The sequence below is a fragment of the Marinobacter suaedae genome (assembly GCF_030519635.1).
Taxonomy (GTDB): domain Bacteria; phylum Pseudomonadota; class Gammaproteobacteria; order Pseudomonadales; family Oleiphilaceae; genus Marinobacter; species Marinobacter suaedae.
Genome location: NZ_JAUMIS010000001.1, coordinates 1,456,153 through 1,480,765 on the forward strand (window position 1 = coordinate 1,456,153; position 24,613 = coordinate 1,480,765).

Sequence of the window (24,613 nt, forward strand, 5' to 3'; positions counted from 1 at the left end):
GGCCGGTATTATACGGATTCGATCTGCTTTTGCCAGCCCTCGGACGCCAAAAGGGCATCGGCAAAACTACGGAGGTTATCGAAGACCGGGACCTGGACGCGGGGAATCGGGCGTTCCGCCAGATGACGCTCGGTATCCAGGCCGTTCCCGGTCCTCACCAGCGCCACATCACACCCGGCCGACACACCTGCCTCGAGATCCTTGCGACTGTCACCCACCATGATGGCGCCGTTCAGCGAGTCCAGACGGTAATGGGTACGGATCTGTTCCAGCAGACCGATCCGGGGCTTCCGGCACCGGCAATAATCATCGGGATGGTGGGGGCAGTAGGTAATCAGGTCGATGCAGCCGCCGGCCGCCTCCACCAGACCTTCCAACTTGTCGTGCATGGCGTCCAGGGTATCCACGTCGTAGTAGCCCCGGCCGATGCCGGACTGGTTGGTGGCAATGGCGATGCGGTGGCCGGCGTGACACAGCCGGGCCACCGCTTCAATGCTGCCGGGAATCGGGTGCCATTCATCAGGCGAGCAGATGTAACTGCCATCGTACTGATTGATGACCCCGTCCCGATCCAGGATGATCAGCATGCGCTGCTACTGCTCCGGTCGTCCTGGCGCTTAACTGTTGGACGGCAGGAGGGAAATGTCCGCCACCCGCAGGAACAGGTTACGCAGACGGTTCAGCAGCGCCAGCCGGTTGTTCCGGATCGCCTCGTCGTCCGCCATCACCATCACTTCATCGAAGAAGTTATCCACAGTTTCGCGCAGGCTGGCCAGGGAACGCAGGGCACTGGCGTAGTCACCCTGCTCGAACAGGGGCACCACGGTGTCGGCTTGCTGGTCGATCTGCTCGGCCAGGGCTTTTTCCGTTGCATCCTGAAGCAGGCTGACATCCACGGATTCACCGACAGCATCCCCACCCTGCTTGGTCAGGATATTGGACACCCGCTTGTTGGCCGCCGCCAGGGCTTCGGCCTCTGGTAGCTGGCGGAAACTTTCCACCGCCTTGATCCGACGGTCGAAGTCCAGCGGACGAGTCGGGCGACGGGCGTGTACCGCCAGGTAGACTTCGGCGCGAATGCCCTGCTCTTCGTAGTGGGCACGGAAACGCTCGAGCATGTAATCCACCACCGAGGCGGCGGTGTTGCCCTCGGTCAGCACCGTGAAGTTGTCCTCGGCCCACTCGCAGCAGGTCTGCAGGTCCAATGGCAGTTCGCGCTCAATGATGATGCGCAGAACACCCAGGGACGCACGACGCAGGGCGAAGGGATCGCGGGTACCGGACGGCGGCTGGTTGATGCCAAACAGGCCCACCAGGGAATCCAGGCGATCGGCCAGTGCCACGGCACAGCCTGTCAGGGTGGTCGGCAGGTCGTCGCCGGCGTGGCGCGGCATGTACTGCTCGTTCAGTGCCTTGGCTACATCCTCGGCTTCACCATCGTTGATGGCGTAGTACTGACCCATGATGCCCTGCAGATCGGTGAACTCCAGAACCATCTCGGTGACCAGGTCGGTCTTGGCGAGCATGGCGGCGCGCTCGGCCTTCGCAGGATCGCCACCGATAGCTTCGGCAATTTTCCTGGCCAGTGCAGCGACACGCACCGACTTGTCGTAGATGCTGCCGAGCTTTTCCTGGAACACGATCGGCTTGAGCTGGTCGATACGCTCTTCCAGCCTGGTCTTGCGATCGGTCTCGTAGAAGAAAGCGGCGTCCGACAGGCGCGGACGAATCACTTTTTCATTGCCTTCAATGACCTGCGCCGGGTCTTTGCTCTCGATGTTGGCCACGGTAATGAACAACGGCATGATCCGGCCATCGCCATCCACCACGTGGAAGTACTTCTGGTGCTCTTCCATGGAAGAAACCAGTGCTTCTGCCGGCACTTCCAGGAAGCGTTCCTCGAAACGGCCCATCAGCGGAACCGGCCACTCGTTCAGTGCGGTAACCTCGTCCAGCAGGTCATCGTCGATCACCGCGGTGCCACCGGCTTCGTTCTTGGCCAGCTGGGCCACGCCCGCACGGATCATATCCCGGCGCTCGGCGAAGTCAGCAATCACATACCCTTCCTGCTTCAGCACCACTTCGTAATCACTGGGGGTAGGGATGATCAGGGTCTTCGGGCTGTGGAAGCGGTGACCACGGGTCTGGTTACCGGTGGTCAGGCCCATGATTTCGGCATCAATGACCTTGTTGCCGAACAGCATCACCACCCAGTGCACCGGGCGAACAAATTCAGTGCGGTGGGCACCCCAGCGCATGCGCTTGGGAATGGGCAGCGCCGCGAGGGATTTTTCCACCAGCTCGGGCATCAGGTCTTCGGTGGCCCGGCCCTGCTCCACCGTGCGATACACCACCCAGGCGCCCTTGTCGGTTTCCAGGGTGTCGAGGGCATCCGGGGTCACACCCAGGGAGGTGGCGAAACCGGTCAGTGCCCGTGTCGGGTTACCGGCATCGTCGAAGGCGGCTTTGACCGCCGGACCGCGTTTTTCTACCGGCTTGTCCGGCTGGGCATCGGCCAGATCACGGATCCGAACCGCCAGCCGGCGTGGCGCGGCGAAGGCTTCTAACCTGCCAAACTCGATGCCGGCTTCTTCCAGGCCCTTGGCGATACCCTGAGTGAAGGCATCAGACAGCGGCTTGAGTGCTTTCGGGGGCAGTTCTTCCGTACCCAGTTCGACCAGAAAATCCTGAGTTGCCATGATTATGCGTTCCCCTTTTCCTGCTGTGCTTGCTTCGCTTTCTTACCCTTCTTCTTTTTGGCGGCGTTATCGGCGGCCTCGGATGCGGCCAGAACCTCCTGCCGGAGGTTGTCTGGGGCAAGCGGGAAGCCCAGCTGCCGTCGGCTGTCGAAGTAAGCCTGGGCTACGGCCCGTGCCAGGGTACGTACGCGCAGGATAAAGCGTTGACGCTCGGTCACGGAGATCGCGTGACGGGCGTCCAGCAGGTTAAAGGTGTGGGAGGCCTTGAGAACCTGCTCGTACGCGGGCAGGGCCAGACCGGCTTCGATCAGTCGGGCGCTTTCACGCTCGTGGACATCGAAGCTGTGGAACAGGAATTCGGTATCGGCGTGTTCGAAGTTGTAGGTAGACATTTCCACTTCCTGCTGGTGGAACACATCACCGTAGGTGACCACGCCCTCGGGGCCTTCGGTCCAGACCAGATCGTAGACGCTGTCCACGCCCTGCAGATACATGGCAATCCGCTCAAGGCCATAGGTCAGCTCACCGGTGACCGGATAGCATTCCAGGCCGCCGACCTGCTGGAAGTAGGTGAACTGGGTGACTTCCATACCGTTCAGCCAGATTTCCCAGCCCAGTCCCCAGGCGCCCAGTGTGGGCGATTCCCAGTTGTCTTCGACGAAGCGGATATCGTGAACCAGCGGGTCCAGCCCCAGGGCCTTCAGGGAGTCGAGGTACAGCTCCTGAATGTTGTCCGGAGACGGCTTAAGAACCACCTGGAACTGGTAGTAATGCTGCAGGCGGTTGGGGTTTTCACCGTATCGGCCATCGGTCGGGCGACGACTGGGCTGAACGTAAGCGGCGTTCCAGGTTTCCGGGCCGATGGCCCGCAGGAAGGTGGCCGGGTGGAAGGTACCGGCGCCCACTTCCATATCCAGGGGTTGCAGCACAACGCAGCCGTGCTTTGCCCAGAAATTCTGAAGAGCCAGGATCAGACCCTGAAAGGTCTTGATGTCCGGAGTAGTCGTTTTCGTTGCCTTGTCTGTCACGACGAATGCCTATAGATCGGTCTGTGTGTGGCGCCCGCCGGTCAGAAAAGCCTCGGGCACTCTGAAAAAAGGCGCATTATACGCTCGCGCGGAAGGGATTTCTAAGATGGGTCCTGCACTTTGATTTTCAACTAGAAGAAGGTGAGCCCGACCTGGAACAGTTTTTCAACATCCCGAACCCGTGATTTGTCCACCAGGAACAGGATGACGTGGTCATCCGGCTGAATCCGCAGGTGGTCATGAGCAATAAGCACTTCGTTATGGCGAACGATCGCCCCGATGGTGGTGCCTTCGGGCAGGGAAATCTCGTCCAACCGACGCCCGACGACCTTTGACGACCGGTGATCGCCGTGGGCGATGGCCTCAATGGCTTCGGCCGCGCCCCTGCGCAGTGAGTGAACGTTTACAACGTCGCCCCGGCGCACGTGGGTCAGCAGGCTGCCGATGGTGGTTTGCTGGGGTGAAATGGCCACATCGATATCGCCGCCCTGGATCAGGTCAACGTAGTCCGGGTTGTTGATCAGGGTGAAGACTTTGCGCGCACCCAGCCGCTTGGCCAGCAACGAGGCCATGATGTTGGCTTCGTCATCGTTGGTGACCGCGCAGAACACATCGGTGTTCTCGATGCTTTCTTCCAGCAGGATGTCCTTGTTGGCCGCGTTCCCTTCCAGAACCACAGTCTTGCGCAGGTTTTCCGACAGCATCACGCAGCGCTCGTGATCCCGCTCCAGCAGCTTGACCTGGTAGCGGTTTTCCAGGGTCTGGGCCAGTCGTTGCCCGATGTTACCGCCGCCACAGATGAAAATCCGTTTGTAGTTTTTTACCAGTGGCTGGAGCTCGCTCATCACCGACCGGATGTGGTTGGTGCCGGCAATGAAGAACACTTCGTCGCCATCCTCAATCACCGTATCCCCCTGGGGCATGATCGGCCGGTCCTTGCGGAAAATGGCCGCTACACGGGTATCGATACGGGGCATGTGGGTACGCAGGTAGGACAGTTCGTGGCCAACCAGCGGGCCACCTTCGGTCGCCCGGATGGCGACCAGTCGAGCCAGACCCTTGGAAAATTCCAGCACCTGCAGGGCGCCCGGGTATTCGATCAACCGGGTAATGTGCCGGGTAACCAGATGCTCCGGGCTGATCATGACGTCGATGGGGAAGCCGTTTTCACCAAACAGTTCGTTGCGGGCCAGATAGGCTCCGGCACGAACCCGGCTGATCTTGGTGGGGGTCTTGAACATGATGCTGGCAATCTGACAGGCCACCATGTTGGTTTCGTCACTGCTGGTAACGGCAATCAGCATGTCTGCGTCCGCAGCGCCGGCTTGTCTCAGAACACTCGGGTAGGAGGCCCTGCCCTGAACGGTTCGGATATCGAGTCGGTCCTGCAGCTCGCGCAGGCGGGCACCGTCGCTGTCGATCACGGTGATGTCGTTGGCCTCGTTGGCCAGGTTCTCGGCCAGTGTGCCACCCACCTGGCCGGCACCTAGGATCAGGATCTTCATGCGTCGGGTTTCTCCAGCACAGCGTAGAAGAAGCCATCATGGCTGTCGGGGTCGGGCAGCAACTGCCGGCCCGAGCCCATGTCCCGCCCCCAGGCAACGTCCGGCTCCACAAGCTGGACGCCGTCTTTTTGTTTGCGGAATCGTTGAATTATACGGTGGTTTTCCTGGGGAAATACCGAACAGGTCGCATACACCAGTCGCCCACCGGGCTTAAGAATATCCCACATGGCATCCAGCAGGCCCAGCTGAATCGCGGCCAGGGGGCTGATATCCGATTCCCGGCGCAGGAGCTTGATGTCCGGATGACGCCGAATCACACCACTGGCGCTGCAGGGAACATCCAGCAGAATCCGGTCGAACGGTTTGCCATCCCACCATTCCCCGGTATTGGCGGCATCGGCCTGCTTCAGGGTGGCATCCAGGTCCAGGCGGTCGAGATTTTCCTGCACGCGGGGCAGACGCTCGGCCGACTCATCAATGGCAACCACCTCATTCAAACCATCGCAGGTTTCGAGGATGGCGCAGGTTTTTCCGCCCGGGGCCGCGCAGGCATCCAGCACCCGTTGACCCGGTGCCAGGTCCAGCAAGGTGGTGCAAAGTTGGGCGGCCTCGTCCTGAACACTGACCGCGCCATCGGCAAAGTACGGCAACTTATCCACGGGTACCGGCTGAGTCAGTTGAATGCCTTGGGGCGCGAAGCGTGTTGGTGCAGCCTCAATACCCGCCTCTTCAAGTAAATCCAGATAGGCATCGCGGGTCAGACGACGGGCGTTGACTCGCAGGGTCATCGGCGCCTGTTCGTTGTTGGCGGCCAGGATCTCTTGCCAGTCGTCCGGCCAGTTGTGGCGCAGCTTTTCCACCATCCATTCGGGGTGGCTGAATCGGCTGGCATTGTCCGCGGGCTCTGGTGCGCCCTCCCGTTCGGCGGCTCGCAGTACACCGTTGACCAGGCCGGTCAGGTGTGGCTTGTCCAGGGCACGGCAAGCTTCCACGGACTCATTCAGCACGGCGTAGGTCGCCTGCTGGCTGAATCGAAGCTGGAAAAGGCCGATCAGCATCAGGTGATGCACAACCCGATCCTGCTTGCGCAGGGGCTTTTTAAGCCGGGTTTGCAGTTCCCCGTCTAACCGGTGAAACCAGCGGCTGGTGCCAAAACAGAGGGCCTGCAGAGCGGGCCTTTCTTCCGGAGCCAGTTGCTGTAGCGCCGGGGGCAGGCACTGGGTCAGCGAGTGCCCGTTCTCAACCGCCAGTAGAACGTTGGCGGCTGCGGCGCGCAGGGGCAAGCCATGGGTGTCCATCTCAGCGCAGCTCCTCGCCGGGCAACAGTAACTGCTTGCCGCCGTTGATCAGGTCGTTGGCGCTCTGGGCCCGGGCACCTGGCAATTGCAGGCGGGTAATCCGTAGAGTACCGGTGCCGCAGGCCACATCAATACCGTCTCGTTCCCGGCGAATCACGGTGCCGGCCGGCTCATCGGACTGCTCGGCCAGTACTTCGGCCTGGTGAATCCGGATGCGCTGGTCGCCCAGGTCGGTAAAGGTGCCGGGCCAGGGATTGAAGGCGCGGATCAGCCGTTCGATGGCCGAGGCGTCCCGCGACCAGTCAATGTGCCCTTCTTCTTTCGACAGTTTGTGGGCGTAACAGGCGTCGGCATCGTCCTGGGCTTCGCCCGTCAAACCGCCCTGCTCCATGGCATCCATGGCTTTTACAATGGCCTGGCCTCCCAGTTCGGCGAGCCGGTCGTGGAGGCTGCCCCCGGTGTCCGTGGATTCGATGGGCGTGGTGACTTTCAGCAGCATGGCGCCGGTATCCAGGCCTTCATCCATCTGCATGATGGTAATACCGCTTTCTTCGTCGCCGGCGGCAATGGCTCGCTGGATGGGGGCTGCGCCGCGCCAGCGGGGCAGGATGGAGGCGTGGATGTTAATGCAACCATGGACCGGAATTTCCAGCACGGCCTTGGGCAGGATCAGCCCGTAGGCGGCGACAATCATGGCATCCGGCTTGAGGTCCTCCAGTTCCTGCTGGGCCTCCGGTGTTTTCAGGCTGACTGGCTGGAAGACCGGAATGCCGGCGTCCAGTGCGACCTGTTTGACCGGGCTGGGGATCAGCTTTCGGCCGCGACCGGAAGGACGATCAGGCTGGGTGTACACGCCAACAATGGTGTGGGGAGTGCCCAACAGGGCTTTCAGGGCGGAGGCAGCGAAGTCCGGGGTGCCGGCAAAAACAAGTCGCACGGTGCTGACGTCTCTGTTCAGTTGAAAACGAAAAGACCGGGTCTGTAACCCGGTCCACGATAGTTTTATTCAAGCCCGAGGGCCAGAACCGATCAAGTTCGATCAGGCACTCTTCTTGTGGAGCTTTTCCAGTTTCTTGCGAATCCGGTTGCGCTTGAGTGAGCTTAGGTAATCCACGAACAATTTGCCGTTCAGGTGGTCCATCTCATGCTGGATGCACACCGCCAGCAGGCCTCGGGCTTCCAGTTCGAACGGCTTTCCGTCCCGGTCCAGGGCCCGGATCATGCAATGCTCAATGCGGGTAACGTCTTCGTAGAAGCCGGGTACGGACAGGCAGCCTTCCTGCATGGCTTCCGGGTCGCCGTCCAGAACTTCGACTTCCGGGTTGATGAAGACACGTGGCTCGCTTTTGTCCTCAGACAGATCCATGACAATGATCTGCTTGTGCACGTTCACCTGCGTAGCGGCCAGGCCGATGCCGGGCGCATCGTACATGGTCTCGAACATGTCGTCGATCAGCGTGCGGATGTCGTCCGTTACGTCTTCAACCGGCTTGGCGATGGTGCGCAGACGTGGGTCCGGGTATTCGAGAATCTCTAAAATCATGGTGTATCTTCAGCTTTTGGGGCTTTAGCCCGGGACTGCAACGCAAGAAAAGCCCCGGTCACTTTGTAAATTTCTGCAAGCGCGTGAAGCAAGTCGCCAAAATGCGACCGTGTGCAGTGCAAACATGGTACGTTCGATCACATAATCGACTAAAAGCCGTGGATGCCAGAGCGCTCTTCGTATTGCGCCCATTATCCAACAATTCGTCGATTGAGTACAAACTGATCAGTTGATAGTTAAAATCTTTCGCAGGCGGGATAGAATCTACTCGAAGAACAAAAGATAACATCACAAATCCCAGTACATCTTCTATAGTATCGGGAAATAATCCAATAAGCTGCAGGCTCCAGACTGCGCACTAAAAATGCAAAGATTCAAGGCACGCGATCAAGGACTTATACAATGAGGAAACTGCTGTACTCACTGGCGGCGTCATCGATGCTGCTGTTCGCCTCCTGGACCCAGGCCGCCCCCGACTTTAAAACCGACCATCCTGAACGCTACACCGTGGTTAAGGGCGATACCCTCTGGGATATTTCCGGCCGTTTCCTGAACAATCCCTGGTACTGGCCGGAAATCTGGCACGTGAACCCGCAGGTTGAGAACCCTCATTTGATCTACCCGGGCGACCGCCTGGCGCTGGTGTACATTGATGGCCAGCCCCGCGTGACCAAAGTGGCGTCCAATAACGGCGTGGTCAAACTGTCACCGGAAGTGCGTTCCGAGCCCCTGACCAGCCCGATTCCGGCGATTCCGCTGGATGCCATCAGCAGCTTCCTGACCGACACCCGAATCGTGTCTCCGGAAGAACTGGAAGGCGCGCCTTACGTGCTGGAAGGTGAAGACAGCCGGATCATCACCGGTGCCGGTGACCGCATTTACGCCCGCGGCGACAAGCCGGCGGACAAGGTTGGCGTGTTCCGCCGCAGCAAGGAGTATGTTGATCCGGAAACCGGCGAGTTCCTGGGTCTTGAAGCACGCAGTGTCGCTGCCGGTAATGTGAGCGCCGAAAACGGCGAGGTCCTGACCGTTGATCTGACCAAGTCCAGCGAGGAAGTGCGCATTGGTGACCGTCTGCTGACCAACGTGAACCGTCCGATTTCCACCAGCTTCTCTCCCAGTTCTCCGAGCCAGGACGTGGAAGGTGTGATGATCGGGGTTGACGGTGGTGTTACCCAGATCGGCCAGTACGATGTGGTGGTGATTAACCGCGGTACCCGCGATGGTCTGGAGCCGGGCAACGTGATGGCGGTGCTGAAGGCCGGCAACCTGGTGCGTGACCCGGTCACCGGCGAAACCATCGAGCTGCCCTCCGAGCGTGCCGGCCTGATGATGGTGTTCCAGGCCTACGAGAAGATGAGCTATGGCCTGATTCTACAGGCGACCCGCGCGCTCTCGGTTGGTGACAAGGTAGTCAATCCCTGATCACCTGAACCCTCTGTGACCGTGCACGGCCGGGCCAGGATGGTCCGGCCTTTTTGTATTCAAGGACGATACCGTGACCAGACACCCTTCCCCGAAGGGCCGGGATGCCAAGCCCGGCGCTTTTGACCAGGACTCTGCTTCCTGGCTGTTATTAACCTGCCTGCCCGGCGTCGGGCCGAAATCCCGGGCGCAACTCCTTGAGCAGTGGCCCTCACCGATCGATTTGCTCTCCGTAACTCGGGCAACCCTGGGTGCCTGTGGCCTGCCAACCAAAGCCGTTAACGTCATTCAGGCCTGGCAGCGGCGCGACCGAAGCGACCCCGTGGTGAGCAAGGTTCTGTGGATCCTCGATCAGTGCAGCAAGCAGAACATTCAGATCCTTACCTTCGCCGACCCCTGTTATCCGGAACCTCTGAGACACATCCACGATGCACCCTGGGTGCTCTTTGCCCTGGGTGACGTGTCGTTGCTGCAGCGGGAACAGATTGCGATTGTTGGCAGCCGCAATGCGACCCCGTCGGGTTTATCGCTGGCACGACGGTTCGCCGCCGAACTGAGTGCGTGCTCCCTGCTGGTTACCAGTGGGCTGGCCCTGGGAGTCGACGGTGCGGCCCATGCCGGGGCGCTGGACGTGAATGCCCCCACCCTGGCGGTGATTGGTTGCGGGCTTGATAACCTCTATCCCGGCCGGCACCGGCCGCTGGCGCGCCGAATCCTGGAGCGCGGCTTGCTGGTTTCCGAATACCCGCCGGGGACGCCCGCTCGTCCGGCCCATTTTCCGCAACGCAACCGCATTATCAGTGGCCTGGCCCGGGGCGTGTTGGTGGTGGAGGCCGGTCTGAAGAGCGGCTCGCTGATTACCGCACGACTGGCAATGGAGCAGGGCCGGGAGGTGTTTGCCATTCCCGGCCCGGTGCAGAGCCCGGTGTCCCGTGGCTGTCATCATCTGATCAAACAGGGCGCAGCGCTGGTCGAGAGCGTCGAGGATATTGTCGCGGAGCTGGGTGCCAGCTGGCAGCAGTCCACGCCTCTCGGAAACGGGACGGGCGAAGCTAACCCCCTGAGTGGCCTCGAACATCGGGAAATCGCGGTCTTTGAGGCTTTAGGGTATGATCCGCAGTCCACAGACGCACTCAGCTTCACGACCGGTCTGTCTGCCGATCAGCTCATGCAGTCGTTACTGTTGCTGGAATTGCAGGGCCTGGTCACGACCGTACCCGGAGGTTACCAGCGAACGTCGTGAAGCGTGCGAGACCCACAATCCGGATTGATTCACGAACACAGACATGGCTGCTTTCTCTCCCCTCAGTGACTGGCAACTGCACCTGGCCCGCCGGACGATTCGTCAGGGCGGCGTGATCGCTTACCCGACCGAGGCGGTCTGGGGCCTGGGATGTGATCCCTGGGACCAGCTGGCGGTCGAGCGCATCCTCGACCTGAAGGCCCGCCCGATGGAAAAAGGCATGATCCTGGTCGCCAGTTCGGTTGATCAGGTGCGTTTTCTGCTCGATCCTTTACCGGAGGACCTGCAGCAGGAGGCCATCCGCCACTGGCCCGGCCCGGTTACCTGCCTGTTGCCGGATGTCTTGCAGCAGACCCCGGAGTGGGTTCGTGGTAAGCACAGTGCGATCGCGGTGAGGGTCAGCGATCATCCCGTGGTCCGGGCCCTGTGCGAGGCCGCCGGTATGCCGCTGGTATCCACGTCCTGCAATCCCGCCGGGCGGGAACCGGCCCGCTATCCCTGGCAGGTACACCGGTATTTCGCGGGTGCGCTGGACCGGGTTGTGCCCGGCCAGTTGGGGGGCAACCGTAAGCCAAGCCGCATCATTGATATTGTCTCGGGACAACAGCTTCGCTAGGAGAACCCATGCCACATCACGCCGACAGTTCTGCCGTTAAAGACTATCTGCTGGGGTTGCAGGAACGCATCTGTGTCCGGCTCGAATCCGTGGATGAAGGCGCCGGTTTTATCCGGGATTCCTGGGATCGCCCGGAAGGCGGTGGTGGCATCAGCCGGGTGATCTCCGATGGCAAAGTGATTGAAAAAGGCGGGGTCAACTTCTCCCATGTGATGGGCGACACTATGCCGGCTTCCGCCACGGCCCATCGCCCGCATCTGGCGGGCGCTCCATGGGAAGCCATGGGCGTGTCGCTGGTGATTCATCCCCATAACCCCTATGTGCCGACCTCGCACGCCAATGTGCGCTTTTTCATTGCTCGTCCGAAACACAGCGAGCCGGTGTACTGGTTCGGCGGCGGCTACGACCTGACCCCGTACTACGGCTTCGAGGAAGACTGCGTGCACTGGCACCGGATCGCCAAGGGCGCCTGTGAACCTTTTGGTGCTGACCTGTATCCGCGCTTCAAGGCCTGGTGCGATGATTACTTTTTCCTCAAGCATCGGAATGAACCCCGGGGAGTTGGCGGTTTGTTTTTCGACGACCACAACACCGGTGATTTCGAGCAGGATTTTGCCCTAATGCGGTCTGTGGGTGACAGCTACATCGAAGCCTACGAACCCATTGTCCAGCGTCGGAAGACGCTGCCCTTCGGTGAGCGTGAGCGGGATTTCCAGCTCTACCGGCGGGGGCGCTACGTGGAATTCAACCTGGTGTATGACCGGGGTACCCTGTTTGGTTTGCAGTCCGGTGGCCGGACCGAGTCTATCCTAATGTCATTGCCGCCCCTGGTGCGCTGGGATTATGCCCGGGTTCCGGAGCCCAACACCGAAGAGGCGAAACTGACCGAGTTCTTCCTGACCGGCCGGGACTGGCTGGAGGTAAGCGATGAACAATGATCTCTATGCAGTGGTGGGCCACCCCATCAGCCACAGCAAATCCCCCCGGATTCACAGCCTGTTTGCCAGCGAAACCGGTGAAGCGCTGGAATACACCGCCATCCAGGCACCCCTGGACGATTTTGCTGGCACCGTGCAGCAGTTTTTCGAGCGCGGCGGCAAGGGGCTGAACGTAACCGTCCCCTTCAAGGAACAGGCCTGGCGGCTGGCGAACCAACGCACCGACCGGGCGGAAAAGGCCGGCGCGGCGAACACCCTGTTTCAGGATGATCAGGGCCTGCTGGTGGCGGATAACACCGATGGCTGTGGCCTGGTGCGGGACCTCACGGTCAACCAGGGGATTCGCATGAAAGATGCCAGAGTGCTGGTACTCGGTGCCGGTGGTGCCGTGCGCGGCGTGCTGGGCCCCTTGCTGGCGGAAGCCCCGGCGTCACTGACCATCGCCAACCGGACCGTGGCCAAGGCCGACGGCCTGGTGAAGCTCTTTGCTGACGAGGCCGGCGGTTGTCAGCTGGCCGCCTGTGGCTTTGAGCAGGCCAAAGGTCCCTTCGACCTGATCATCAACGGCACCAGTGCCAGCCTGCAGGGTGATTTGCCACCGCTGCCGGCAACGGTGATCAGGGACGGGACCGCCGTCTACGACATGATGTACTCCCTGCAGACCACGACTTTCAATCAGTGGGCTCTGGACCGTGGCGCCAACCGGGTAATGGATGGGCTGGGCATGCTGGTTGAACAGGCGGCCGAGTCTTTCCGGATCTGGCGGGGCGTTACCCCGAACACCAGCGCCGTGATGGATGAATTGCGAAACGACTGAGACCGGCACCACCGACCTATGGCGTTTCGTCTTTCTCCGACAGCCAGGCTTTGAACCATCGCTCCCGCAGGTCGACGGTTTTCGAATACCAGCGGTGGTCCCGCATCAGGGCGTGGTCCATGTGGCCCGGCGCCGTCGGCATGTGGGGCTGCATCGCCACCCGGTTATCGGTGTGCAGGCCAATGCGCTTGCGGGCGGAATCCCGTGTGGGTCCGTAGCTGATCAGATTGGCGTGCGCGGCCATCCGGTCCGTGCGGGTGGCAAAGGCAATAAAAGCCTGCGCCTGCTCTGTCTGGGCGGTACCACGGGGAATGGCCCAACTGTTGAAACCGGTCAGCTGGCCATCCCAGATCACGGAAATGGGCACATCGTCCATCACCCTCGCGTGGAAGAATCGGCCGTTGTAACCCGTGGCCATGGTGGCCTGGCCACTGGCCAGCAGCAGGGCGGGCTCCTCGCCGTTCTGCCACCAGATGATGGAATCTCGAATGGAGTCCAGCCGCTCGGACGCCAGTTCCATTCCCCGGGGCGTGCTCAGCAAATCGTACACCTGCTCCGGCGGCACCGACAGCGACAGCAACGCCCATTCAAACAGCCCGGTGGGTGACAGCCGCAGCGCGCGCTTGCCCGGAAAGGTTTCCAGGTCAAAGAAATCCTCAACGCTGTCTGGTTTCTCGCCGGGAAAGGCCTCGTCGTTATAGGCAATCACCGTTGAAAATACCAGATGGGTGATGAAGCAGGGCTGGATGGCCCCTTTCATGAAATCCTCCTGCGCAGACGTACCATCGGGCGTTGGCAGCAGAATGTCCGGCTCGATCGGTTCCAAAAGTTCCTGTGCACAGGCCACGTCGGCGTCCGATTCGATCATGTCGATCACATCCCAGGTCACCTCGCCGCCGGCCAGATGCCGTTTCAGGGGCCGGATGCCGCCGTCATAGGGGACGGTCTCGATGGCAATGCCCGTTGCCCGGGTAAAGGGCTCGAAATAGGCGCGCCGCTGGCTATCCTCATAGGCCCCGCCCCATGTGGCCACGGTCAGCACCTCCGGTTCCGGTTGCTCGGCTTCGGTGTCAGGTGCCGGCTGTTCTGCTGCCCATCCCTGGGGGGGCAGTACGCAGGAGAAGAGCAGGATCACCAACAAGTCAGGCCCCTTCATTTTCCTCCTCCCGCAGTTCGTGCACGATCTCAAGGTAGGCCCGAATCACCGCCTCCTCGGGAACGACACCCAGTAACTGTCCTTCCCCGGACACCAGGGGCACGGCCTCGCCCAGGAACCCCCGGAGGAGTTCCATGGACTGCCAGACCGAGGTCTTCTCATCAAAGCGGGTAAAGTCCCGCAGCGCCAATCGCAGGATGGGGGTGTCCGGCGCGCTGTTAATGATGGCCTGCAAGCGAATGACACCCAACAGAATGCCTCTGTTATCGACAACCATGGCTTCGGCCCGCTGCTCCCGGACCAGCCGCTGGCGCACCGTCTCAACGGACTCCATACCCTGGGCGGTGGTGTACCGGGTGGACAGGTAATCGCGGATCGGGCGCGACTCAAGGATGGCCTTGTCCCGTCCGAGTGTCAGGTCAAAACCCCGGGCCCGGAGTTCCAGATCAAACAGGGAACGACCGATCGCCCGGTAGGAAACCACATTGGCGAAGACTACGGCGACCATGGCAGCAATGGTCAGGTCGTAGTTACGGGTCAGCTCGAATACGATCAGGATGGTGGTCAGCGGTGCGCCAATCACCGAACTGGCCAGGGCCATCATCCCACAAATGGCATACACCACCGGTCCTGAATAGGCGACGGGAACCAGGTGTGGCAGCACCGTACCGTAGAGTGCCCCAAACAAAATGCCGATCAGCAGGGCCGGACTGAACACGCCGCCGACAAATCCGAAGCCCAGGCACAGTGACGTCAGCACCAGCTTGGCCACGACAATCAGTGTGAGCTCGCTGATTCCAAAAGCGTTCTCAATGGTGGCAAAGCGCAGGGTTTCCTGCCCGATCCCCAGAATCTCCGGAATCCACAGGGCCACCACGCCAACCAGCAGTCCGGCCACGGCGGGGCGGGCCCATACCGGAGCAATGTAGCGCCGGCTGACCCGGGAACTGAGCCGGAGCAGCCTGAGAAAAACCCAGGCCAGACCGGCACACAGCACGCCTTCCAGGGCAAAGAGCAGGAACTCGTAACTGTGTTCAACCCGGGAGAACTCGACCAGAAACAGCGCCGGCCGGTCGAAAATCACGTTGGCGATGATATAGCCCGTGGCCGCCGCCACGGTAACAGGCGCAAAGGCCCGCAGGGAGTAATGCCGCAGAATGACCTCGTGGGCGAAGACCAGTCCCGCGATCGGGGCATTGAACGCGGTCGAGATGGCTGCCGCCACACCGCAGGCGATGGCGATGGAACGCTGGTGGCGGAGATTCAGTCGCAGCCGGCCCACCAGATTGCCGAACATGGCCCCCAGATACACGAGCGGTCCGTATTGCCCTACCGAGGCACCACTGCCCAGGGACAGCAGGGCCGCCAGGGTTGATGCCAGCCCGCTGCGAAAGCCCGGTGTGGGGCCCGGGGTCTGGGCCGCCAGTATGGCGTCCGGCGGTGCCAGCCCGCGCCGTTCCCGAATCAGGTAGCGGGTCACCAGGCCAACCAGCAGCCCGCCGAGTGTCGGCACCACCAGGGTGGCAAGCGCTACCAGCCCCGGCTGGTTCCCGGCCTGGACCCGTGCGTAGGGGGAAATCAGCAGCAGATCGTTCAGCCAGTGCACCGCCTCTACAAAGCCGATGGCCGCCAGCGACCCGGCGATACCGACCGCAATGGCCACCAGGGTGACCATGGCAATGCGGTACGTCATCTGTTGAACGTCATGGTGGTTCATACTGCAAGTAAAGTCTGGTTTGGCAAATGGCTCAACGAGGCGCCACTGGGGGCCTGAGGGTAAGCGGGTCGGCTCGCGGATTTGCGGTGCCGTTTTTGGACGAGTGCATGTCGTAATGAAATCACCCCGGGGACGGAATCAGGACCACATTGACAACAGGCGGGGCGCGTCCGGTCCGGGGCGCCATAGGATGCAGAAAACGGGAGGCCAAAAATGGCACAACTACCGAAACGTGCGAAAGTCGTGATCATCGGTCAGGGCGGTATTGTGGGATCCTCGGTGGTCCATCACCTGATCGAACAGGGCTGGGATGATATTGTCGGCCTGGAGAAATCCGCGATCCCCACGGACATCGGCTCCACCTCACACGCGTCGGATTTCTGTTTCACCACCTCCCACGACAAGCTGAATATCTACACAACGAAATACAGCCAGGACTTCTATGAAAAACGCGGCAACTACGTGAAGTGCGGCGGGATGGAAGTTGCCCGGGTAGACGACGACGAACGCATGGACGAGCTGCGCCGCAAGGTGGGCTCGGGCAAGGCGTTTGGCACCAATGTCAGCATGATTTCCCCGAGCGAAGCCAAGGAACTGTTTCCGCTACTGGATGAGAGCCAGATTCAGGGCGCCATGTGGGACCCGGACGCCGGACTGGTGGTACCCCGCTCCCAGAAAGTGGCCGGCGACCTGGTGGAGGAGGCGGTCGCCACCGGCAAGTTGCAGGCTTTTGCTTATACGCCCGCCACCCGCATCGACGTGCAGGATGGCCAGGTCCGGGGTGTTGAAACCGACAAAGGCTATATCGAAACCGAGTATGTGGTCCTGTGCATGGGGATCTGGGGCCCATTGTTAGCCTACACCGCCAACGCTGCCCTGCCACTGATGCCACTGGAACACCCGCTGCTGTTTTTCGGACCTTATGAAGAGCTCAAAGGCACCGGCAAGCAGATCGTCTATCCCCTGTTTCGGGACCAGGGCAACTCCGCCTACGTGCGGGATACCGGCGACCCCACCACCACCGAAGGTGGCCGGATCGAATGGGGCTACTATGAGCCAGACAATCCCAGACTGGTGTACCCCGGTGCCATCGCCGAACCCGAGGAGGCACGTATGTCTCCGTCCATGCGGGACCTGACCCTGGACCAGGTGATGGAAGCCTACGAAAAGGCCATCGAACTCACGCCGATCCTGGGCGAACTGGGCTGGGAGGAGAAACATTCATTCAACGGTCTGCTGTCAGTCACACCCGATGGGGGGTCGCTGATGGGTGAGTCCCCGGAGGTGCGTAACCTGTGGTTCTGTGAAGCGGTGTGGGTGAAAGACGGCCCGGGGGCCGGCAAGCTGCTGGCGGACTGGATGACCCACGGTAGCCCGGACATGGACCCTCACAGTGTCGATATTGCCCGCCACTACCCGCTGCAGAAAACCCCGGCCTATGTGTACGGCCGGTGCTATGAAATTGCCAAGAAGATCTACACCCCGGCGGTTCACCCCCGGGAGCCCTACGAGACCGGCCGCAAGATGCGCACCAGCCCGTTCTATCCGCGGGAAGTGGAGCTGGGCGGTTACTTCATGGAAGTGGCCGGCTGGGAGCGGGCCCACGGCTACGCCGCCAATGAAGCGACTCTGCTGTCCAAATACCGGGATCGTATTCCCTTGCGGGAGAACGAATGGGACGCCCGGCATTTCTGGGAGGTGTCCAACGCCGAACAGCTTGAACTGAGCGAGTCGGTGGGCATGATCAACCTGTCCCATTTTGCCATCTTCGACATTTCCGGCGCAGACGCCGAAGGCTTGCTGGAATTTCTGTCCGTGGCGAAAGTCGGGGGCACTACGCCTCTCGGCAAGGGTGTGTATACCCACTTTCTGGATGCCCGCGGCGGCGTGCATTCCGACCTGACCATCATCCGGCTGGCCGATGAAGAGTATCGGGTGGTGTGTGGTGGCGATACGGGCCACCGGGACTATTGCTGGATGACCCGCATGGCCCGCAAACACGGATTCCAGAACATTCGCATCGAAGACCGTACCGACAGTCTGGCCACTCTCGGGCTGTGGGGACCCAAGGCTCGGGAAACCCTCGCCAAGCTGGTCAGCAACCCGGATGAACTGTCCCATGAGAGCTTTCCTTTCGCCACCGCCCGGGAGATTGAAGTACAGGGCGTACCGGTATGGGCGTTCCGGATTTCCTATGTCGGTGAGCAGGGCTGGGAGCTTTACTTCCCGTTCAGTTACGGGTTGAAGATGTGGGATCTGCTGTACGACGCCGGTGTCACTCCGGTGGGTATCGAAACCTACGCCAACAGCCGTCGGCTGGAAAAAAGCCTGCGCCTGCAGAATGCCGACCTGGAGACAGAGTACAACCTGTACGAAGCTGGCCTGGCTCGTCCCAAGGTGAAGGACGCCGACTTCCACGGCAAGCAGGCTTATCTGGAGCAGCGGGAACTCCCCCGGCAGGCCGCCTATCTGTGCACAATGACCATGACCGAACATCGGGATTCGGCCGGCGTATTGCGTTACCCGGTGGGGCAGTGGCCCATCCTTGACCCGGACACCGGCGAGGTGCTGGTGGACAGCCATGGTCGCCGATCTTATAACACCAGCATTGTCTGGGGGCCATCACTGGCTAAAAATATTCTGCTGGGTTACCTGCCCGATGCCTATGCCCAGGAAGGTAGGGAACTGGTGTTGGAATACTTTGAAGAGCGTTACCCTATCCGGGTCGAGGCGGTGGGCTATCGCGCCCTGCTTGATCCGGACAACGAGCGGGTTATGTCCTGATCCCAGGGGCCCGGTCAGACGGAACCGGGATGACATTGCCGGGTCCAAAAGTTGCAACTATTGTTAGGGGCAGGTGGTCTGTTGTGCGTTCGCGTACAGGCTGCCTAAAGACCCTCCAACTTGAGGAGGTTGCAACATGTCCGTCGACCCGGACCCTCGCAGATCCCAGCCCTCCCATGCGCCCTATCGGGTCGGCTTCCTGCTGGTCGATAACTTCACCCTTATTGCTCTGGCGACTGCTGTGGAACCTCTTCGGATGGCCAACCAGATGGCCGGTACCGAGCTTTATTCCTGGTCGTTACTGACCGCTGGCGGAACGGCCGTGCGTGCCAGCGACGGCATGGTGGTCATGCCGGATGCCGGTCTCGGCGAAGAGGACCGCTTCGACCTGGTGATTGTGGTTGGCGGGGTGGATGTCACCCACAGTTTCTCCAATGTCGAAGTGCGCTGGCTCAAGCAGCAGGCTCGTCGGAACGTGTTGCTGGGGGCGGTGTGTACCGGAGCCTACATTCTGGCGAGCGCCGGCCTGCTGGATGGCCACGCCTGCAGTGCCCACTGGGAATGCCTGGAAGCCATTCAGGAGGACTTTCCCCGGGTGCAGACCAACAATCACCTGTTTACCCTGCAGAAAACACGGATGACCTGCACCGGTGGGACGGTGCCCATGCACATGATGCTGAGCTTCCTGGCCCGCCGTCATGGCGCCGAGCTGACCAACGCAGTGTCCCAGATGTTTGTGTGCGACCGGGTGCGTGAGGAGACCGAGCCCCAACCGATTCCCATGCTGCCACGTCTGGCCAAACTTCAGCCCCGGCTGGCGGAAGTGGCACAACTGATGGAGGCGAACATCGAGGAGCCCATCGAGCTGGGCGAACTGGCAGTCCTGGCGGGAACGTCAAGAAGACAGCTTGAACGGCTGTTCCTCAAACACCTGGGCTGCACGCCGTCTCGATATTACCTTCGTGTGCGCCTGAACCGGGCGCGCCGTTTATTGAAACAGACCTCCTGCTCCATTGTGGAAATCGCATCGGTATGTGGCTTTGTCTCGGCTACCCATTTCAGTCGTTGCTATCGCAAGATCATGGGGCGGGCGCCCCGGCAGGAACGGCTGGAAGCCTGGGGTACCGACTCGGACCCCGCAGAGCCTGCGGAACCCAAGCCGATATTGTCATCATCGGGGGAGGCGCTTCGCCGCGCCAGTACCGAGCCCACATACGGAACTATCAGGCAGCCCAACGAATCAGGTTAACCCCACGACCAAGCCATTTTCATCCAGTCCGATATCGAGTGCTGCCGGTCGCCGTGGCAGGCCGGGCATGGTCATGATTTCCCCGCACACCGCAACCACGAACCCGGCGCCGGCCGCCAGTCGTACTTCCCTCACCGGCAGGGTGTGTCCCGAGGGTGCGCCCATCATCGAGGGATCGACGGAGAAGCTGTACTGGGTTTTTGCGATGCAGACGGGCAGGTAGCCGTACCCCAGGGCTTCATACTCCCTTAGCTGCTGTCTTGCAGTGGCGGTAAATTCCACATGGCTGGCGTGGTAGATACGGGTGGCAATGGTTTCGATCTTTTCTGCCAGGGGCAGGCTGTCGTCGTACAGGAAACGGATTTCGGGCTTGCCCTCGTCCAGCTCGTCCAGCACCGCCTGCGCCAGCTCGATAGCACCATCACTGCCGGTGGCCCAGTGCTCCGCGGGTACCGCTTTCACGCCCAGGTCCCTGCAGAGGGCCTGTACCAGTTCGAGCTCCTCCCAAGTATCCCCGGGGAACCGATTGATGCATACCACCGGATTCAGGCCGAATTGCTGCAGATTCTGAATATGCCGCTCCAGATTGGCCGCACCGATGCGTAATGCTCCGGTATCGGGATCTGAAATCCGACTGCGGGGCACACCGCCGTGCAGTTTGAGAGCCCGAAGCGTGCACACCAGGACCGCCGCATCCGGCTGCAGACCGGAATGCCGGCACTTGATGTCGATGAACTTCTCTGCCCCCAGATCCGCTCCGAATCCCGCCTCAGTCACCGTAATGTCGTTCAGGGCCATGGACGCACGGGTCGCTGTCACTGAATTGCAGCCATGGGCGATGTTTGCGAAAGGCCCGCCGTGGATAAACACCGGGTTGTGCTCAAGGCTCTGCACCATATTCGGTTGCAGGGCATCTTTCAGCAGTACCGAAAGGGCCCCTTCCATGCCGAGGTCTCCCACGGTGACGGGGGTGTTGTCGGCTCGCCGCCCCACCAGCATGTTGCTCAGTCTCCGGCGCAGATCGAGCCGTCCTTCGGCCAGACACAGAATGGCCATGATCTCGGACGATACGGTGATGTCGAAACCGGTTTCCCGGGGAACACCGTGGGCCTTGCCGCCCAGCCCGCACACCAGGTTCCGGAGTGAGCGATCGGTCAGGTCCACCACCCGCCGCCAGCTGACCTGTCTCGGGTCGAGGCCGGCTTCGTTACCCCAGTGAATATGGTTGTCGATCAGCGACGCCAGCAGGTTATGGGCGGTGGTGATAGCGTGGAAGTCCCCGTTGAAGTGCAGGTTGATGTCCTCCATGGGGATCACCTGGGAACGGCCCCCGCCGGCGGCGCCGCCTTTCATGCCAAAACAGGGACCCAGGGAGGGCTCCCGCAGGCACACGGAGGAACTAACCCCAAGCCGGTTCAGGCCGTCATTCAGGCCTACGCTGGTGGTGGTTTTGCCCTCACCTGCGGGTGTCGGCGTCATGGCCGTGACCAGTACCAGCTTACCCCGGGGCGCCGTTTCGGAGGTGTCTACGTAGGCCATGTCCAGCTTCGCCTTGTAGTGGCCGAAGGGTACCAGGCTCTCGGCGGGCAAGCCGAACCGGCGCTGGGCCAGAAGCAGAATGGACTGGGGCTGCACCGAGCGGGCAATCTCAATGTCCGGTTTCGGGGCAATGTTGAGGTTTTCCAGCACCGGTGTGTCGGAAGTCTGTTCGTTATACCGGAAGCCCATTGGCCTGTCTCCTTTGGTCCTCCAGGGACCGACTGTGCTCTTGAATCCACTGCGCCGACTGGCGCAAACCTCCAAACGGAAACAGATGTATGCCCTTGAGCAGGGTGTCGGGGTTGTCGACGCAATACTCTGCCAGGGAACGGATCATGTCGTCGGGCGTCCAGGCCCTCAGCAGCCTGGCGCTGCCCGGGCGCTTGAGAAGCAGTTTGCTGGATGCCCCCAGGCCACACTGGGCGGCGTAGGCCATCAGGGTCTTGAGGCGGGTGGGGCCGGCCAGCCCGATGTAGACCGGCACCTGTTCCAGCAGGCTGCCCAGGCTTTGCAGCCAGTCCGTGATGATCTCAGGCTGGAAGGCGAACTGGGTGACCACCCACAGGCGGGTGCCCGTGCTGCGGGCGTATTCCTGTTTGATGTCCAGGGCCCGGATCAGGGTAGCCCGGTCAGCCCGGGGATGGCCCTCCGGGTGGCCCGCCACGCCAATGCCCTTGAAGCGGAAGCTGGACAGCACCCCGGATTCCAGGATGGCCAGAGTGTCGGGGAAGGGGCCGGCTGCCGGATCCCGGTCGCCGGCGATAAGCAGGAACCGGTCCACCGGGCTTTCCTGCAACTGGGCGAGCCAGTCTTCTAGCTGCCGCCGGCTTTCCACCATCCGGGCGGGCAGGTGCGGCACCGGCTCCATGCCCAGTTCGCGTAAACGAACGCAGGCGGCCAGTGTGTCGCTGAACTGCCCCTTCGGCAGGAAGGGGACGTAGACCGCCGTCCCTGGCGGCAGAAGTTGCGGCAGATCCTCGGTGGTGCTGATCTGCCGGGGCGAGGCTTCAATGGAAGCGGATTGCAACAGCGTCAGCAGGTGCCGGTGTACTGCTTCATCCCGGTCCATTGGTGGCGTCAGCGCGTGGAGTTGTTTGGCGAACGTCATAATGCATCACCTGCTGTTAACCATTGCTGTACTGCGTACTGCCTTGAAAGTCAGTCCGCGAAGTCGATGCCTTTGGCGCGTGCGCGCTCCCGGGCATTGGGATTGACCGACGGACGGAAGGGCACTTCCACCACTTCAGCCTCGATGGCGGTTGAACCGTCCGGGGCGGCATATTCCACTGGCAGATGCACGGTGAGCTTGGTGCCGATGGCGGTGTTTTCGCACGGCACCCAGGCCAGCGCAATATTGGTTTCCAGCTCTGGTGAGTACCAGGGCGAAGTGACGTAACCCACTGGGTCGCCGCCGCCTTCCGGGCTGATCAGCCAGAAGTCATTGGCATAGTCGGTAACCTCGCCACCGCCAAACCGCAGGCCTACCATCTGGTGGGAGAACGGCGGTTTCCCGGCTTCCACCTGATCCCGGACTTTCTCAAGCCGTTGTTTACCGATGTAATCTGCTTCCTTGTTCCTAGGTACCTGATAGGCCAGGTTGCACTGGAACGGCAGGGTCTCCGCGTCCACGTCCTGGCCCCAGGACAGGATGCCGGCGGCAATCCTCCGATGGTGGGCCGGGGCGATTACTCGCAGGTTATGGGGCTCGCCGGCTGCCAGCACGGCGTACCACACATCCTCGGCGTACTTGGTGGAGTCCTTCAGGTAGATTTCGTAGCCCTTCTCGCCGGTGAAGCCGGTCTGGGACACAATCACATCGTGCCCGGCCACCTGGCCTTCCATCAGCCCGTAGAAGGGAATATCGCGAACCTCATCGCCGAACATGTCCGCCATCAGTGCTTCGGATTTCGGGCCCTGGATCTGCAGCGGAGAAACGTCGATTTCGGCAATGCTCACGTTGAAGCCCATGCCGATGTTGACGCCCCGAAGCCAGAGCTCCAGGTCGCTGTCGGACAGGGAGAACCAGAACTCATCTTCGGCCACCCGCAACAGCACCGGGTCATTGAGAATACCGCCATCCTCGTTGCACAGGATGACGTACTTGCCGCGCATGGGCTTGATCTTGGTGGCGTCCCGGGTGATCACGTAGTTCACAAAGCGCTCGGCGTCCGGACCCTTGACCTGGATCTGGCGCTCAACGGCGACATTCCACATGGTGACGTCGTTCACCAGAGACTCATACTCCACCATGGCGCCGCCCTGCTCCGGGCGCACGTAGCCCCGCGGATGGTACATGCGGTTGTACACGGTGGCGCGCCAGCAGCCTGCCTCGTAAGCCAGGTGCCAGTAAGGTGATTTGCGAACCCGGGTGGAAATCAGCATCTCCACCGGTGTCGGGCCGGACTGGCGCAGGTTAATGGGCACCTTGCGGTTAGACTGGTCGACCGAGTCGGGTTGCCTTGCGGCGCCGGCTCGCTGTTGCGGATAATTCTGCAGTGCTTCCTCGAATTTGACGGCCATGGCTGTCTCCCCCTCCTCGGTGGGTTGTTGATAGCATCAATGTGACCGTGTTTGGGATTGGCAGGTGGAACCGAAACGACATGGAAGCGACCAAAAACGGCAAGGCCTTATAGCCGGGGCGAAGACGCTCATGCTGAATTCATATAACCCTAAATTTTTCAGGGCCTTATACTGTTGCGCCCAGACTGTTCGATAAAGCAATGAGGGAGCGATTATGAGTGGACCAGACAAACCCAAGGTCATTGGTGAGGAATGGAGCGATGAGCGGGTCAAAAGCTTTCTCGCCATTGACCCCTATGACAAAACCCTGAACCCTGATTTCCATGCCCTGCTGAAAGCCTATCAGGCCATGCGTGCGGAGGATTTTGAGCGCTTTATTGGGTTCTTCCGGGAGGCAGGGCGGAACCTGAATGCTGTCAATGAGCGTGGTGAAACCATTCTGGATCTGATTTCCCAGCATCGTCGCAGCGTGGACTATGCCGAGGCGCTGAAAAAGGCCGGGGCAAAACAGGCAGCAGCCGCCAGCCACTGACGCT

Annotated in this window: 20 protein-coding genes; 8 read left to right on the top strand and 12 right to left on the bottom strand. The window is 61.1% G+C overall.

The features are described 5' to 3' along the window. Window positions 1-8: 8 nt before the first annotated feature. The 7 genes from gmhB to def all read right to left on the bottom strand — a co-directional run bounded on the left by gmhB (window position 9) and on the right by def (window position 8,073). A complete protein-coding gene (gene gmhB, locus QVZ43_RS06640) occupies window positions 9-587 on the bottom strand; it encodes a D-glycero-beta-D-manno-heptose 1,7-bisphosphate 7-phosphatase (protein ID WP_302909312.1) in 579 nt (192 codons plus the stop codon). A gap of 30 nt (window positions 588-617) precedes the next feature. Beyond that, window positions 618-2,699 (bottom strand): glycine--tRNA ligase subunit beta, encoded by a 2,082-nt coding sequence (glyS, locus tag QVZ43_RS06645; protein ID WP_302909313.1) that lies wholly within the window; start codon window positions 2,697-2,699, stop codon window positions 618-620. A 2-nt stretch (window positions 2,700-2,701) separates the two neighbouring features. Continuing rightward, window positions 2,702-3,727 carry a glycine--tRNA ligase subunit alpha gene (glyQ, locus tag QVZ43_RS06650; protein ID WP_223795088.1) on the bottom strand — a complete coding sequence of 342 codons (1,026 nt, stop codon included), beginning with the start codon at window positions 3,725-3,727 and terminating at the stop codon, window positions 2,702-2,704. 131 nt (window positions 3,728-3,858) lie between these two features. Beyond that, on the bottom strand, window positions 3,859-5,232 hold the full coding sequence (gene trkA, locus QVZ43_RS06655; protein WP_223795089.1) for a Trk system potassium transporter TrkA: 1,374 nt from the start codon (window positions 5,230-5,232) through the stop codon (window positions 3,859-3,861). Then, window positions 5,229-6,530 (bottom strand): 16S rRNA (cytosine(967)-C(5))-methyltransferase RsmB, encoded by a 1,302-nt coding sequence (gene rsmB / locus QVZ43_RS06660; protein ID WP_302909314.1) that lies wholly within the window; start codon window positions 6,528-6,530, stop codon window positions 5,229-5,231. Before rsmB ends, trkA begins: the two co-directional genes overlap by 4 nt. A 1-nt stretch (window position 6,531) precedes the next feature. Further along, window positions 6,532-7,467, bottom strand: coding sequence for a methionyl-tRNA formyltransferase (gene fmt, locus QVZ43_RS06665; RefSeq protein WP_302909315.1), 936 nt, complete (start codon window positions 7,465-7,467; stop codon window positions 6,532-6,534). A 102-nt stretch (window positions 7,468-7,569) separates the two neighbouring features. Next, window positions 7,570-8,073 (bottom strand): peptide deformylase, encoded by a 504-nt coding sequence (def, locus tag QVZ43_RS06670; RefSeq protein WP_223795092.1) that lies wholly within the window; start codon window positions 8,071-8,073, stop codon window positions 7,570-7,572. A gap of 402 nt (window positions 8,074-8,475) precedes the next feature. Between def and QVZ43_RS06675 the strand changes: the two genes are divergently transcribed. The 5 genes from QVZ43_RS06675 (at window position 8,476) to aroE (ending at window position 13,112) form a co-directional block, all read left to right on the top strand. Then, complete coding sequence (locus QVZ43_RS06675) at window positions 8,476-9,498, top strand: LysM peptidoglycan-binding domain-containing protein (protein WP_223795093.1); 1,023 nt, start codon at window positions 8,476-8,478, stop codon at window positions 9,496-9,498. 73 nt (window positions 9,499-9,571) lie between these two features. Beyond that, window positions 9,572-10,741, top strand: coding sequence for a DNA-processing protein DprA (gene dprA / locus QVZ43_RS06680; protein WP_223795094.1), 1,170 nt, complete (start codon window positions 9,572-9,574; stop codon window positions 10,739-10,741). Window positions 10,742-10,784: 43 nt separating this feature from the next. Then, a complete protein-coding gene (gene tsaC, locus QVZ43_RS06685) occupies window positions 10,785-11,357 on the top strand; it encodes an L-threonylcarbamoyladenylate synthase type 1 TsaC (RefSeq protein WP_302909316.1) in 573 nt (190 codons plus the stop codon). 8 nt (window positions 11,358-11,365) lie between these two features. Next, entirely contained in the window at window positions 11,366-12,295 is a 930-nt protein-coding gene (gene hemF / locus QVZ43_RS06690; RefSeq protein ID WP_302909317.1) for an oxygen-dependent coproporphyrinogen oxidase, read from the top strand. Further along, window positions 12,285-13,112 carry a shikimate dehydrogenase gene (aroE, locus tag QVZ43_RS06695; RefSeq protein WP_302909318.1) on the top strand — a complete coding sequence of 276 codons (828 nt, stop codon included), beginning with the start codon at window positions 12,285-12,287 and terminating at the stop codon, window positions 13,110-13,112. The genes hemF and aroE overlap by 11 nt, the downstream gene beginning before the upstream one ends. Window positions 13,113-13,128: 16 nt before the next feature. Here the strand turns inward: aroE and QVZ43_RS06700 are convergent, their stop codons facing one another. Together QVZ43_RS06700 and QVZ43_RS06705 are read right to left on the bottom strand one after the other, a co-directional pair. Beyond that, window positions 13,129-14,268, bottom strand: coding sequence for an ABC transporter substrate-binding protein (locus QVZ43_RS06700; RefSeq protein WP_302909319.1), 1,140 nt, complete (start codon window positions 14,266-14,268; stop codon window positions 13,129-13,131). After that, a complete protein-coding gene (locus tag QVZ43_RS06705) occupies window positions 14,255-15,961 on the bottom strand; it encodes a chloride channel protein (protein ID WP_302909320.1) in 1,707 nt (568 codons plus the stop codon). Before QVZ43_RS06705 ends, QVZ43_RS06700 begins: the two co-directional genes overlap by 14 nt. Before the next feature lie 237 nt (window positions 15,962-16,198). Between QVZ43_RS06705 and QVZ43_RS06710 the strand changes: the two genes are divergently transcribed. Further along, window positions 16,199-18,769 carry a GcvT family protein gene (locus tag QVZ43_RS06710; protein ID WP_302909321.1) on the top strand — a complete coding sequence of 857 codons (2,571 nt, stop codon included), beginning with the start codon at window positions 16,199-16,201 and terminating at the stop codon, window positions 18,767-18,769. A 136-nt stretch (window positions 18,770-18,905) separates the two neighbouring features. Continuing rightward, on the top strand, window positions 18,906-20,018 hold the full coding sequence (gene gbdR, locus QVZ43_RS06715; protein ID WP_302909322.1) for a choline metabolism transcriptional regulator GbdR: 1,113 nt from the start codon (window positions 18,906-18,908) through the stop codon (window positions 20,016-20,018). On the opposite strand, the gene QVZ43_RS06720 is transcribed toward gbdR, so the two are convergent. From QVZ43_RS06720 to QVZ43_RS06730, 3 genes are read right to left on the bottom strand one after another with little or no spacing between them, the layout of a single operon-like run. Continuing rightward, window positions 20,010-21,746 carry a formate--tetrahydrofolate ligase gene (locus QVZ43_RS06720; RefSeq protein ID WP_302909323.1) on the bottom strand — a complete coding sequence of 579 codons (1,737 nt, stop codon included), beginning with the start codon at window positions 21,744-21,746 and terminating at the stop codon, window positions 20,010-20,012. The genes gbdR and QVZ43_RS06720 overlap by 9 nt on opposite strands. Beyond that, entirely contained in the window at window positions 21,730-22,665 is a 936-nt protein-coding gene (locus tag QVZ43_RS06725) for a methylenetetrahydrofolate reductase (RefSeq protein WP_302909324.1), read from the bottom strand. Before QVZ43_RS06725 ends, QVZ43_RS06720 begins: the two co-directional genes overlap by 17 nt. Window positions 22,666-22,715: 50 nt before the next feature. Further along, window positions 22,716-24,077, bottom strand: a complete 1,362-nt coding sequence (locus QVZ43_RS06730; RefSeq protein ID WP_302909325.1) for a glycine cleavage T C-terminal barrel domain-containing protein — start codon at window positions 24,075-24,077, stop codon at window positions 22,716-22,718. 214 nt (window positions 24,078-24,291) lie between these two features. On the opposite strand from QVZ43_RS06730, the gene QVZ43_RS06735 reads away from it, so the two are divergent. Beyond that, window positions 24,292-24,609 (top strand): PA4642 family protein, encoded by a 318-nt coding sequence (locus QVZ43_RS06735; protein ID WP_302909326.1) that lies wholly within the window; start codon window positions 24,292-24,294, stop codon window positions 24,607-24,609. Window positions 24,610-24,613: the final 4 nt, after the last annotated feature.

Excerpts from the sequence above, each read along its gene's own strand:
- gmhB (WP_302909312.1), bottom strand. The coding sequence starts at position 587 with ATGCTGATCATCCTGGATCGGGACGGGGTCATCAATCAGTACGATGGC.
- glyS (WP_302909313.1), bottom strand. The coding sequence starts at position 2,699 with ATGGCAACTCAGGATTTTCTGGTCGAACTGGGTACGGAAGAACTGCCC.
- trkA (WP_223795089.1), bottom strand. The coding sequence starts at position 5,232 with ATGAAGATCCTGATCCTAGGTGCCGGCCAGGTGGGTGGCACACTGGCC.
- rsmB (WP_302909314.1), bottom strand. The coding sequence starts at position 6,530 with ATGGACACCCATGGCTTGCCCCTGCGCGCCGCAGCCGCCAACGTTCTA.
- def (WP_223795092.1), bottom strand. The coding sequence starts at position 8,073 with ATGATTTTAGAGATTCTCGAATACCCGGACCCACGTCTGCGCACCATC.
- QVZ43_RS06675 (WP_223795093.1), top strand. The coding sequence starts at position 8,476 with ATGAGGAAACTGCTGTACTCACTGGCGGCGTCATCGATGCTGCTGTTC.
- tsaC (WP_302909316.1), top strand. The coding sequence starts at position 10,785 with ATGGCTGCTTTCTCTCCCCTCAGTGACTGGCAACTGCACCTGGCCCGC.
- hemF (WP_302909317.1), top strand. The coding sequence starts at position 11,366 with ATGCCACATCACGCCGACAGTTCTGCCGTTAAAGACTATCTGCTGGGG.
- aroE (WP_302909318.1), top strand. The coding sequence starts at position 12,285 with ATGAACAATGATCTCTATGCAGTGGTGGGCCACCCCATCAGCCACAGC.
- QVZ43_RS06700 (WP_302909319.1), bottom strand. The coding sequence starts at position 14,268 with ATGAAGGGGCCTGACTTGTTGGTGATCCTGCTCTTCTCCTGCGTACTG.
- QVZ43_RS06705 (WP_302909320.1), bottom strand. The coding sequence starts at position 15,961 with ATGACGTACCGCATTGCCATGGTCACCCTGGTGGCCATTGCGGTCGGT.
- QVZ43_RS06710 (WP_302909321.1), top strand. The coding sequence starts at position 16,199 with ATGGCACAACTACCGAAACGTGCGAAAGTCGTGATCATCGGTCAGGGC.
- gbdR (WP_302909322.1), top strand. The coding sequence starts at position 18,906 with ATGTCCGTCGACCCGGACCCTCGCAGATCCCAGCCCTCCCATGCGCCC.
- QVZ43_RS06720 (WP_302909323.1), bottom strand. The coding sequence starts at position 21,746 with ATGGGCTTCCGGTATAACGAACAGACTTCCGACACACCGGTGCTGGAA.
- QVZ43_RS06725 (WP_302909324.1), bottom strand. The coding sequence starts at position 22,665 with ATGACGTTCGCCAAACAACTCCACGCGCTGACGCCACCAATGGACCGG.
- QVZ43_RS06730 (WP_302909325.1), bottom strand. The coding sequence starts at position 24,077 with ATGGCCGTCAAATTCGAGGAAGCACTGCAGAATTATCCGCAACAGCGA.
- QVZ43_RS06735 (WP_302909326.1), top strand. The coding sequence starts at position 24,292 with ATGAGTGGACCAGACAAACCCAAGGTCATTGGTGAGGAATGGAGCGAT.